Source organism: Nocardia sp. NPDC004722 (genome assembly GCF_053601505.1).
In genome coordinates this window covers 1-10,604 of record NZ_JBSGBY010000282.1, presented here as the reverse complement: position 1 = coordinate 10,604, position 10,604 = coordinate 1, and the positions used below count along the sequence as shown (strand labels likewise).

The 10,604-nt window shown below is 69.0% G+C and carries 16 protein-coding genes; 10 read left to right on the top strand and 6 right to left on the bottom strand.

The window, feature by feature from the left end; genetic code table 11:
* The 3 genes from ACWELQ_RS25400 to ACWELQ_RS25390 form a co-directional block, all read left to right on the top strand.
* A partial coding sequence (locus tag ACWELQ_RS25400) for a sensor histidine kinase (protein ID WP_452399550.1) occupies window positions 1-406 on the top strand: 406 nt, incomplete at its 5' end.
* Between the two features lie 41 nt (window positions 407-447).
* Complete coding sequence (locus ACWELQ_RS25395) at window positions 448-915, top strand: SRPBCC family protein (protein ID WP_452399549.1); 468 nt, start codon at window positions 448-450, stop codon at window positions 913-915.
* Window positions 916-1,059: 144 nt separating this feature from the next.
* Complete coding sequence (locus ACWELQ_RS25390) at window positions 1,060-2,208, top strand: lipase family alpha/beta hydrolase (protein WP_452399548.1); 1,149 nt, start codon at window positions 1,060-1,062, stop codon at window positions 2,206-2,208.
* 4 nt (window positions 2,209-2,212) lie between these two features.
* On the opposite strand, the gene ACWELQ_RS25385 is transcribed toward ACWELQ_RS25390, so the two are convergent.
* The 3 genes from ACWELQ_RS25385 to ACWELQ_RS25375 are packed head-to-tail and all read right to left on the bottom strand — an operon-like array spanning window position 2,213 to window position 5,264.
* Window positions 2,213-3,262 (bottom strand): ABC transporter substrate-binding protein, encoded by a 1,050-nt coding sequence (locus ACWELQ_RS25385; protein WP_452399552.1) that lies wholly within the window; start codon window positions 3,260-3,262, stop codon window positions 2,213-2,215.
* Between the two features lie 2 nt (window positions 3,263-3,264).
* Window positions 3,265-4,236 (bottom strand): ABC transporter ATP-binding protein, encoded by a 972-nt coding sequence (locus ACWELQ_RS25380; protein WP_452399547.1) that lies wholly within the window; start codon window positions 4,234-4,236, stop codon window positions 3,265-3,267.
* On the bottom strand, window positions 4,233-5,264 hold the full coding sequence (locus tag ACWELQ_RS25375; protein WP_452399546.1) for a FecCD family ABC transporter permease: 1,032 nt from the start codon (window positions 5,262-5,264) through the stop codon (window positions 4,233-4,235). Before ACWELQ_RS25375 ends, ACWELQ_RS25380 begins: the two co-directional genes overlap by 4 nt.
* Before the next feature lie 342 nt (window positions 5,265-5,606).
* On the opposite strand from ACWELQ_RS25375, the gene ACWELQ_RS25370 reads away from it, so the two are divergent.
* Window positions 5,607-5,732, top strand: a complete 126-nt coding sequence (locus ACWELQ_RS25370; protein ID WP_452399545.1) for a hypothetical protein — start codon at window positions 5,607-5,609, stop codon at window positions 5,730-5,732.
* A 9-nt stretch (window positions 5,733-5,741) separates the two neighbouring features.
* On the opposite strand, the gene ACWELQ_RS25365 is transcribed toward ACWELQ_RS25370, so the two are convergent.
* Complete coding sequence (locus ACWELQ_RS25365) at window positions 5,742-6,326, bottom strand: TetR/AcrR family transcriptional regulator C-terminal domain-containing protein (RefSeq protein ID WP_452399544.1); 585 nt, start codon at window positions 6,324-6,326, stop codon at window positions 5,742-5,744.
* A gap of 112 nt (window positions 6,327-6,438) precedes the next feature.
* On the opposite strand from ACWELQ_RS25365, the gene bioB reads away from it, so the two are divergent.
* From bioB to ACWELQ_RS25345, 4 genes are all read left to right on the top strand, one after another.
* Complete coding sequence (bioB, locus tag ACWELQ_RS25360; protein ID WP_452399543.1) at window positions 6,439-7,476, top strand: biotin synthase BioB; 1,038 nt, start codon at window positions 6,439-6,441, stop codon at window positions 7,474-7,476.
* A gap of 138 nt (window positions 7,477-7,614) precedes the next feature.
* Window positions 7,615-7,830, top strand: coding sequence for a biotin synthase auxiliary protein BsaP (gene bsaP / locus ACWELQ_RS25355; RefSeq protein WP_452399551.1), 216 nt, complete (start codon window positions 7,615-7,617; stop codon window positions 7,828-7,830).
* Window positions 7,830-8,537 (top strand): DUF2567 domain-containing protein, encoded by a 708-nt coding sequence (locus ACWELQ_RS25350; protein ID WP_452399542.1) that lies wholly within the window; start codon window positions 7,830-7,832, stop codon window positions 8,535-8,537. The genes bsaP and ACWELQ_RS25350 overlap by 1 nt, the downstream gene beginning before the upstream one ends.
* A gap of 76 nt (window positions 8,538-8,613) precedes the next feature.
* A complete protein-coding gene (locus ACWELQ_RS25345; protein ID WP_452399541.1) occupies window positions 8,614-8,802 on the top strand; it encodes a hypothetical protein in 189 nt (62 codons plus the stop codon).
* A gap of 3 nt (window positions 8,803-8,805) precedes the next feature.
* Here the strand turns inward: ACWELQ_RS25345 and ACWELQ_RS25340 are convergent, their stop codons facing one another.
* Window positions 8,806-9,294, bottom strand: a complete 489-nt coding sequence (locus tag ACWELQ_RS25340) for a nucleotidyltransferase domain-containing protein (RefSeq protein ID WP_452399540.1) — start codon at window positions 9,292-9,294, stop codon at window positions 8,806-8,808.
* 68 nt (window positions 9,295-9,362) lie between these two features.
* On the opposite strand from ACWELQ_RS25340, the gene ACWELQ_RS25335 reads away from it, so the two are divergent.
* Window positions 9,363-9,743 (top strand): VOC family protein, encoded by a 381-nt coding sequence (locus ACWELQ_RS25335; protein WP_452399539.1) that lies wholly within the window; start codon window positions 9,363-9,365, stop codon window positions 9,741-9,743.
* A 78-nt stretch (window positions 9,744-9,821) separates the two neighbouring features.
* Window positions 9,822-10,343 carry a hypothetical protein gene (locus ACWELQ_RS25330; RefSeq protein ID WP_452399538.1) on the top strand — a complete coding sequence of 174 codons (522 nt, stop codon included), beginning with the start codon at window positions 9,822-9,824 and terminating at the stop codon, window positions 10,341-10,343.
* A gap of 4 nt (window positions 10,344-10,347) precedes the next feature.
* On the opposite strand, the gene ACWELQ_RS25325 is transcribed toward ACWELQ_RS25330, so the two are convergent.
* Window positions 10,348-10,604: WD40 repeat domain-containing protein (locus ACWELQ_RS25325; RefSeq protein ID WP_452399537.1), on the bottom strand; the 257-nt coding region annotated here is incomplete at its 5' end.

The following is a 10,604-nucleotide window of genomic DNA, read 5'->3' as shown; positions in this document are numbered from 1 at the left end:
CGTCATTCCGGGTGGGTCGGCGAATGTGTTCGCGCGCTCGCTCGGCATCGAGCCGGATCCGGTGACCGCCACCAATCAGCTCATCGATCTGGTCGTGCTGGCGCTGGCCGTGCGCAACCTGATCGACAACGCGCTCGTGCACGGCGGCACCCCGGTCGAGGTGCGGGTCGCCGCCGGACAGGTCATGGTGCGCGATCACGGGCCGGGGCTGGATCCCGAACTCACCGACCCCTTCCGGCGTGGCGCGGTCGGCGCGCGCGGGCAGCACGGCATCGGGCTGTCGCTGGTGCGCTGGGTGGCGGAGGTCCATTCCGGTTCCGTCACACTGGATCCCGCGCCCGGCGGCGGCATGCTGGCCACGCTGTCGCTGCCCGAAGCGCCGGAGGACTCGCCGAACATCACGTGAACCTGTCGTGATCTTCATCACACGCGGCGTAGGGTGGCGGCGTGCCTTCCACCCGAGTAGAGAAGTTCGTCGGTGCCCCGCGCTCGAATGTCTTCCGGGCGCTGTTGGATGCGCGTTCGGTCCGAACGTGGATGGTCCCCGACGGAATGACAAGCCGCGTCCACGAATTCGACGCGCGCGTCGGCGGCCGCTTCCGTATCTCGCTGACCTACGACCTGCCCGGCCCGACCGGTAAGTCGACCGCGCACACCGACACCTTTCACGGTGTGTTCGCCCGCGTCGTCCCCGATCGCGAGGTGGTACAGACCGTCGAATTCGAAACCGAGGACCCGGATCTGCGTGGCGAGATGACCGTCACCTACACCCTCGACGACGCCCCGGGCGGCACCCGCGTGACCGCGCGGCACGACAATCTGCCGCCCGGTTTGTCCCCGACCGACAATGAGGTCGGGTTCCGTATGTCGCTGGCCAAACTCGCCGGACTCACCGAACACGCCGCCCGGCACTGACCCTGTTCGCCTTTCGGCCGGAATCCGCTCGGATTCCGGCCGAAGCCTTTTCGTCGCTCACGTCCGAATGGCCGCCGCCGTACCAGGAGATGTCAGCCAGGACAAGCCTGGATGAAGCGCTGGAAATTCGTACAGTTGATTGGTATGGCCCTGCCGGGTTTCCCGCATCCCTCCGGAGTCGCCGAGTACGACGATCGTCGGCGTCGCGATCGGCTGCGCGCGACCCGGACCGGCGCGGGCTGGTCAAGGTGGCGGCGAACCCGGTTGATGTTGCTGCGCCTGAGCCTGATTCCGCTGGTCACCTTGGGTGCGTTCGCCGAATACCTGGGCGCGGACGTGCTGCCCGAACAAGACCGGCTGGCCCGCACCGAACCCGCGGTGCTGCCCATCGCGGGTCCCGCGGATTCGCAAGCGGGGGATACCGCCGTCTTCGATCTGGTCGGGCTCGGCGTGCTGGACGCCTCCGACACCGCGCGCGCCCTGCCGTCGCTGCGCAACCTCGGCTCGGTGTGGGCGGTGCGCTACGACCAGACCGGTATCGATACCAAGGTCATCGCGGATCTGATCGTGAAGGTCACCGATGCCGCCAAGGCGTCGAAGGTGGTGCTGGCCGGGCACAGCATGGGCGGGGTGATCGCGTTGGAGATCGCCAAGCACCTGCACACCGGCAGTGCCAAGCGGGTGCAGGCGGTGATCCTGGACTGCACGCCGGTGGATCTCGACGCCGTGCGTCCCGAGGCCCGCGACCAGGGTGAGGAAATGTTGCGCTGGATGGGCTGGGTGCCCGGGGCGCGCGAGAGCCGGTTGCTGCGGCTGGTCGTGGAAACCTATGCGCGCCATGACCGTTTCGTGGGCGGCCGGTACGTGATCCGCGGCGGCGAGTTCCGCTCGGCGTTGAAAGACGTTGTGCGCGACAAGATCCTGAACACCGACGCCGCCAGCAACGGCCTGATCGAGGCGCAGTTCAAGGCGATCGTGGCCGGTGGCGCGGTGGACGATCTGCGGGCGCTGGCCAAACCCGCGGCGGGCAAACCGCGCCCGGCCATCGTGTTCATCCGGCCGCACAACCCCTACGACGATCCGACCGTGGACGTGGAGTACTCGCACAAGGTGCTCATCGACCAGGTCGGCGGGGTGAACGGGACGCTGCTGGTGGTGACCACGCACACCACCGGGCACGCCAACCCGATCGAGCGGCCGCAGGAATACAACATGGTCATCGCCAATCAGGTGGTGCCGTTCGTGCGGCAGATCCAGCGTGACGAGGCCGCGACGGTCGACGTCGGCCGCTGACCCGTCAACGCACCGTATCGTCGGAGGCGGCGCGAATCCCGGACCGCGGCACCAGATTCCAGCGTTCCAGCTGCGCCCGCACCTGCTCGGCGGCGTCGATGTTCAACGGCCCGCTCGTCCACAGCGCGTACGGCAGATTCAAGAACTTGCCCTCGGTGACGGCCCGCAGATTCTGGATGCCCGGCTTGGCGCGCAGCAGATCCACCTTCTGCTGGAAGGTCTGCGGCGGATAGTCCACGAACACGATGGCATCGGGATCGGCGGCCGCCACCCGCTCCCACGACACCGGCGTCCAGGTGTCGGCCACGTCGTCGAGGGCGTTGCGCGCCCCCGCCGCCTCCAGGATCGCCTGCGGCGCACCGAATTTCCCGCTCGACATGACGGTGTCGGAGGCGCTGTCGAACACGAACACGGTCGGCGGTTTCGCGGCCTTCGGCGCGTCCAGCAGCGCCGAGAGCCGCTTGTCGAGATCGCTGTTGACCCGGGTGGCCTGGCCGACGCGCCCCGTGATCGCCCCCAGCGCGGTGAGATCGGTTCGCAACGCCGTCCACGCGTCCACGACGCCGCGTTCCCCATCGGGACGTCGGCAACTCTCGGTCAGCACATACGGTGCGACCCCGGCCGCCCGCAACGACTCCGGCGTCAGATTGGCCGACTCGGAGTACCCGTAATTCCACCCCGCCACCATCACATCCGGCCGCTGCGCCAGCACCGTCTCCCGCGAGGGGTAATCCGGCGCAACGGAATTCAACTTCTCGACCGCATCCCCGTAATGCTTGCGCAGCGTCTCCGCGTCCCGCTTCAAACTCGACACCGCCACCGTCTGCTCCTGCGCCCCCAGCGCCAGCACCATCGAGATCAGATTTCCGTCATTGACGAACATCCGCTGTGCCGGTGACGGAAACTTCGTCTCCACACCGCAATTCCGCACGGTGAGATTCCCCGTCGCAGCCTGCGGCGACCCACACGCCGCCACCGCACCCAGCGCGGAGACGACAGCCAGCGACCGTACCCACCGGGCTGGGGAGCCCAGCCGGGCGAAGTTCGAAATCATGCTCAAGGGAGGGCCTTTCGTCCGGTGATGATCAGGTGGGTGCCGTCCGCCTGGGGATCCGGCACCCGGTGGGCGCGCAGACCGAAGACCTCGGCGAGGATCTCGGGCCGCAGGGCGGTCTCGGGCGGTGCGAGCGGGTGCGCCCGCCCGCCGTCGAGCACGAGTACGCGATCGCAGAAGCGGTCGGCGAGGCTCAGGTCGTGCAGGCTCATGACCACGGTCCGCGTCAATTCCCGGGCCAGCGCCAATAATTCGAGCTGATGGGCGACGTCCAGATGATTGGTCGGCTCGTCCAACAGCAGCACCGGCGTCTCCTGCGCGAGCGCCCGCGCCAGCAACACCCGCTGCCGTTCCCCACCCGACAGCCGATGCACCCGCCGCCCCGCGAACCCCGCCAGATCCACCTGCCGCAGCGCCTCGTCCACGACGGCGCGTTCCTCGGCCCCGCCCGCGCCCCACGGCGGCAGATACGGCGTCCGCCCCAACGCCACCAACTCGCCCACCAGCAGATCCTCCGGCGGCTGCTCGTGCTGCCCGACCAGCCCCAGCAGCCGAGCCCGCTCCCGCAGCGAAACCCGATGCAGGGCACGCCCGTTCACGCGCACCTCACCCGCAGCCGGAGCGATCAGCCCGGCCAGCGTCCGCAACAACGTCGTCTTCCCCGCCCCGTTGGGCCCGACGATCCCCACCGTCTCGCCCGGACGCACCGCGAACTCGACCCCCTCGAGCACGGTCCGCCGACCGGCGGCACAGGCCAGTCCCGAGACCTCGACCCCGCCCGCACCCGCAACCGCCGGTCGGACGGCCCCCACCGGACGTGCGGGCCTTCGCAATCCGCCGAGCACCCACCGCCGATCGGTCGCGCCCGTCCGGGTCCGACTGTCGTTCGACCTGGGTTGGCCGGGTCCGTCGGCACGGCCCTGTGTGGCCGAGGCCAGGCGGCCTGCTGCGATATCGGGGCGGTCGGTGCTCATGCCGCGCCGAACTGGTAGCGGCGGCGGCCCAGGAGCAGCAGGAAGGTGGGGGCGCCGATGAGGGCGGTGAGAACGCCTACCGGGATTTCGGTGGGGCGGACGAGGATTCGGGTGGCGGCGTCGGCTACGACGAGAAAGAGGGCGCCGGACAGGGCGGCGGCGGGGAGAAGGGCGCGGTGGCGGGGGCCGACCAGGAGGCGGGCGGCGTGGGGGACTACCAGGCCGACGAATCCGATGCCGCCGGAGACGGCGACGAGGATGCCGACCAGGACCGCCAGCAGCACGAACAGGCCGATTCGTAGCTCGCGCACCGGGACTCCGATGGTGGCGGCCGTATCGGGACCGAGGTTGAGGGCGTCGAGCCAGTTGGCGGCCAGGAGTAGGAGGGCCAGGCTCGCGCCGACGACGCAGGCGGGCAGCGCGATTCGATGCCAGTCCGCACCGGAGAGGCTGCCGAGCAGCCAGAACAGGACGGTTTGGGCGGCCGAGGGCTCGCTGCTACGGAAGATCAGATAGCTGCTCAGGGCCGCGAACGCGGAGCCGAGCACGGTGCCGGTGAGCACCAATCGCAGTGGGGTGAGCCCACCTTGAGCGAGGGCGATCAGGAAGACCGACGTCGCGGCGAGCAAGGCCCCGGCGAGCGCGCCCGACGACAGCGCCCAGAGTCCGGCTCCGGCGAACAGCCCGGAGGTGATGACCGCCGCCGCACCGACACCCGCGCCGGAGGAGACGCCCAGCAGATAGGGGTCGGCGAGCGGATTGCGGACCAGGGTCTGCATGGCCGCCCCGGCCACGGCCAGTCCCGCGCCGACGATGGCCGCGAGAATCGTTCGCGGCACCCGCAATTGCCACACGATGGTGTCGAGCCCGAGGTTTGCGGGCGCGCTGCCGGTGGTTCGCTGGCGCAGCACGTCGACCACGTCCGCGACCGGAATGGTCTGGGCCCCGAACCCGGTGGCGACGATCATGGCCGCGCAGAGCAGGATTCCCAGCACGGGCAGGGCGAGCGAGGATCGCGCCCGGCTCATCGCGCGGTTCGGGGGCCTCGGGCGGGCTGCGACAGCGCATGCCGTGACACGGGCGCTTCGCCCGGCGCGCGGCGGCGCGAGTACGGGCGGGCGCTGAATTCTGCGCGGCGATGGGGTGATCGCGCGCGGCGATGACGGTGCTCCTTGGGCATGGCGCGGCCTCTCGAGAGATCTGCGCGGCGGGGGAGGTCTGACTCGTACCGGTTGCCCGGTACTCACAGTGGCGCGACCGTCCCGGAATTGCACCGGATTCCCGCACCCGCCGTCGAATGACCGCCCGGACTCTACCGTTCGGAAATATCGCGGTGCGCCGGGGTCACGGGTGCGCGTATCTTGCCGGGCATGATTCGCGTGCGCGTCGCGGCGGCCGTGATCGCCGTTTTCGTCCTGCTGTTCACCGGCCTGCTGTGGCAAACCACCGATGGCGGTGCGCATTTCGTCTGGTTCACCGACAGCGTCTATCCCTAGCCCGGCGGGTCAGCGCACGCGGGTGCCGAGCAGATGCCGGATGCCGCTGACGAACAGCTGCAACCCGAAATCGAACCGCGCGGTGGCGTCGGTGGTGTCGTAGAGCGGTGAATGCTCTTCGGCCAGTGCGCCGACCGAGTCCATCTGAATCCGGGACTGCTCGTCGACGGTCTGCCCGAGCACGTAGTACAGCAGCGTGTACGCCGACAGGTCGGCTTCCTCACGCGTCATCCCCGCTCGAATCGCGGCGCTGGCCAGCCGTTCCCGCCCCTTGCTGGTGGTGAGCCGGGACGCGTAGGTGGCCGAGACCAATTCGGCCCCGTCGCGATAGGCGAGCAGGCATTCGCGCAGCCGATGCGCCAATTCGGTGATCTGCTTGGACCATTCGTCGGCGGTGACGGCCTCGTCCATGGGCGCGAGAATGCGGTCGGCGACCGCGCCGAGCAGCGCCTGCTTGTTGGGGAAGTGCCAGTACAGCGCCCCCGGCTGGACGTGCAGCGAGGTCGCCAGGCGGCGCATGGTCAGATCCGCCAGTCCGTACTGGTCGAGAATGGCGATGGCCCCGTCGACCACGTCCGTGCGATGGAGTTGCACTGAAAAACCCGACCCTCTCGTGTTCCCGCTCACGTTCCGGACTGCTAGCCTACCCTGAACACCGTTCAAGTTGGTCGGCCACACGCGGCCGGACGAAGGGAAGCGCGCGGACATGACCCAGGCAGCCGTCACCACCGAAGCTGTTACCACAGCAGGTGAGGACATTCTCGCCATCGCCCGCGAGCAGGTGCTCGAGCGCGGCGTCGGACTGACCCAGGAGCAGACCCTCGAGGTCCTGAAGCTCGGCGACGACCGGCTCGAGGAGCTGCTCGGTCTCGCCCACGACGTCCGCATGAAGTGGTGCGGCCCCGAGGTCGAGGTCGAGGGCATCATCTCGCTCAAGACCGGCGGCTGCCCGGAGGACTGCCACTTCTGTTCGCAGTCCGGCCTTTTCCAGTCCCCGGTGCGCGCCGCCTGGCTCGACATCCCCTCCCTCGTCGAGGCCGCCAAGCAGACCGCCAAGACCGGCGCGACCGAATTCTGCATCGTGGCCGCCGTGCGCGGCCCGGACGAGCGCCTCATGGCGCAGGTCGCCGCGGGCGTGGAGGCCATCCGCAACGAGGTCGACATCCAGGTCGCCTGCTCGCTGGGCATGCTCAATCAGGAGCAGGTCGATCAGCTCGCCGCCATGGGCGTGCACCGCTACAACCACAACCTCGAGACCGCGCGCTCGCACTTCCCGAACGTGGTCACCACCCACACCTACGACGAGCGCTGGGAGACCCTGCGCATGGTGCGCGAGGCCGGTATGGAGGTCTGCTGCGGCGGCATCCTCGGCATGGGCGAATCCCTGGAGCAGCGTGCGGAATTCGCCGCCGACCTGGCCTCGCTCGAGCCCGACGAGGTGCCGCTGAACTTCCTCAACCCGCGCCCGGGCACCCCCTTCGGCGACCTCGAGGTGCTGCCCGCCGCCGACGCGCTGCGTGCCGTCGCCGCATTCCGTCTCGCCATGCCGCGCACCATCCTGCGCTTCGCGGGCGGCCGCGAGATCACCCTCGGCGACCTGGGCGCCAAGCAGGGCATCCTCGGTGGCATCAACGCGGTCATCGTCGGCAACTACCTGACCACCCTGGGTCGTCCGGCCGAATCCGACATCGATCTGCTCGGCGAGCTCAAGATGCCGATCAAGGCGCTCAACGAATCCTTCTGATCTCCTGCGAAACCCGCTGATATGGGCGAGCCTTGGAAAACCGGTACCTTAGCGGTACGGTCTCCGAGGCCATTGCCTGTCGTCTTCATAGACATTGCCCGTTATCTCCATAGACACGAAGGATCCATCGAGGTGATCGTGGACATCGAGGAGCGCTACAACCCGTTCACGGGTAAGCGGATCGTTCCGGGGCTGGAGGATTCCGTCCCGGCCGCCGCGGCATTGGGCCTGGAACCCCCGCGCTTCTGTGAACAATGTGGTCGCCGCATGATCGTGCAGGTCAGTCCCGACGGCTGGTGGGCGAAATGCTCCCGGCACGGGGTGCTCGACTCCACCGGCCTGGAACACCGCTAGTGGCAACCACACTCACCGCCGAGCCGGGCGGGCTACGCGTCGACATCGTGCGGCGGGAAGTACGCGCGGCGGCGGTGGTGTTGCTCGCCCTCGCCGCGGTGAGCGCCGCGGCCGGGGTGGTGTGGGCGTTCCTCGCGCCCGCCGAGCAACTGCTGGTGGTCGAACCCGACCGCGGCACCGCCCTCACCGGCGAGAGCATGCACCGCTTCGACGCGCTGGCCATCTTCGTGCTGATCGGCATCGTGGTCGGTGTGCTCGGCACGGCCGCCGTCTGGCGCTGGCGCAAGGTCCGCGGCCCGATCCTGGTGTGCGGCATCCTTTTCGGATCCCTGCTGGGTTCCTTCCTCGCCAAGATCGTGGGCGAGGCGATCGCCGAGCAGCTGCACACCCGGCCCAAGCATCCCGCCGTGCACAGCATCGTGGAATTCGCGCCCTCGGTGGAGGGCTGGGCCGTGCTCGTCGCGCAGCCACTCGCCGCCGCGGTCGTGGTCCTGCTGCTCACCGCGCTGAGCACCTCCGACGATCTCGGCACCGGCGAATACCTGCCCTTCGGCGGGCGGCGGCCGGAGCCGGACATCATCGCTCCGCCGCAGTACGGTTCGGAGATCAGCTTCGGGCCCTACCCCGGATCCAATGCCGGAACCCAGTTCACGCCCCGGGATCCCGTGGTGCCGTTCGAAGCGCCGGACGCCGAACCCGGCCGCTGAGGCAATATTCGCTGGAGCTCGGGCGTTGTACCCCCTAGCGTGTTCGCGTCTACGAACACATACTCCGGGGGACCCCATGAAGACCAAGCCCGCAGACGGCGGCGCATCTGTGGAGAGCGGCGCGCCCGCCAAGGCGGAGCGCCCGGATCTCGCCGCCTGGCGGCAACGCCACGAGCTCCGCAGATCCAATGCCGCCCAGCCCATTCCGAACGGCCGTCGCTACAACCGCACCACCAAGCACCGCAACCGCGACGCCGACCGCTGAGCTTCAGCGGTGCGTGGCGGGCACCTCGAAACCGAATCGCGCGGCCAGGGCGCGCACGTCGGCGAGGTCCTTGGCGGCGGGCGGATAGGCGGTCTTGAACGTGAACATCCATTGCGCGGCAATGCAGTTCACCTTCTCGCCCGCGATGGTTCCGGTGCCGGTCAGCGACTCGGCCGGATAGGCGATGCCGTAGGTGACGCTCCCGTCGGCATCGTGCTCGAAGACGTGCACGTCGACCGCCGCGCCGTCACCGCGCCGCACGACATGGTTCCACTCCGTCTCGTCGGGCCGCGGGTCCGCGAGATAGCCCATCTCCGTGAGGATCTCACGCAGTCGCGCCGCATCGCCCCGCCGCACCGCGACATCCAGGTCCCCGTGTTCGCGCGTCTGCTCACCCAGTAGCGCATCGACACACCAGCCGCCGTCGATCCAGATCGTGACACCGTCGCGCTCGCAGGTCCGGTGCAGATCCAGCACATCGCTCGCCTCCATCCGCTCACTTCACCAGACCGCGCCGGGATGTGCGATGAATTAAGCGGCGTCGCCTCGTCTGATCGGATATGACCAAGCCGCTGTGCAGTGCCATGCTCACCGTCGCCGTGCCCGTGACCGACCAGGACCGGGCCAAGGAGTTGTTCGAGTCCCTCGGGCTGAAAACGCGCCTCGACGCCGAATTGCAGCCGGGTTTCCGCTGGCTGGAACTCGACTTCCCGGACGGTGCGGCGTCGCTGTCGCTGGTCCGCTCCGGCCCGGAACTGCCCGCGGGCATCGACACCGGCATCCGCCTCGGCACCCCCGACGCCCGTGCCGCCCACGCCGCCCTCACCGGTCGTGGCCTCCGGGTCGGCGAGCTGCTCGACTGGGATACCGCCCCGTTGATGTTCGCCTTCCGCGACGAGGACGGAAACCGCTTCTACGTCACCCAGATCGACCCCGTGTAAGAGCGCGCGCTCGAGCCGGAACGGCGGTGCGGATCGGGTTAGGCTGGCGCCAACCCGTGTCGATCCTCAGGAGACGATATGCAGGTCCAGACCTCGCATCCGATCGTGGACGCCGTACTCGAGCGATATCGGGACCGGATCGGCGACGTGCTGCCCGCGTATCGCAATCATGTGTTGCGGGCGTTGAACTTTCAGCAGCTGCTGCTGGGCGAGCCGGTGCCGGACGTGGCCGCGCTCGCGTGGGCCGTGCACGACCTCGGCGTCTGGAGCGCGGGAACCTGGGATTATCTCGAACCCTCGGCGGACCTGGTCGCGGTGCACGCGGGCGAGTTCGGGATCGAGGACCTCGAGGCCGCGCGGCGGATGGTGCTCGATCATCATCGGCTGCGCACCGTCGATGATCGCCTGACCGAGACCTTCCGGATCGCCGACCGGATCGACGCCAGTCGCGGGCTGGTTCGCGCGCCGCTGACCCGCGCCGAGGTGAAAACGGTTGTCGCGCAATTGCCCTACCATGGATTCCACACCTACCTGGCTCGCCGGGCCGCGTCCTGGGCGGTGACGCACCCCACCCGCCCGCTGCCCATGGTGCGCTGGTAGCCGCTCAGCTCCGCGCGACCCGCCACAGGCGGATCGTGCCGTCGTGACTGCCGCTGGCGATCACCGTCCCGTCCGGACTGAACCGGACCGAAGACACCCGATCGGTGTGCCCGGTCAACGGTTGCCCGATCCGGCTGCGGGAGTTCACATCCCACAGCCGCACGGTGTTGTCCCAGTCCTGGTAGTAGGACCATTTGCCGCCGATGGGCTGGACCACGTTGACGTTCTTGTCGCCGAGGAAGCCGTTGACGATATTGGTCT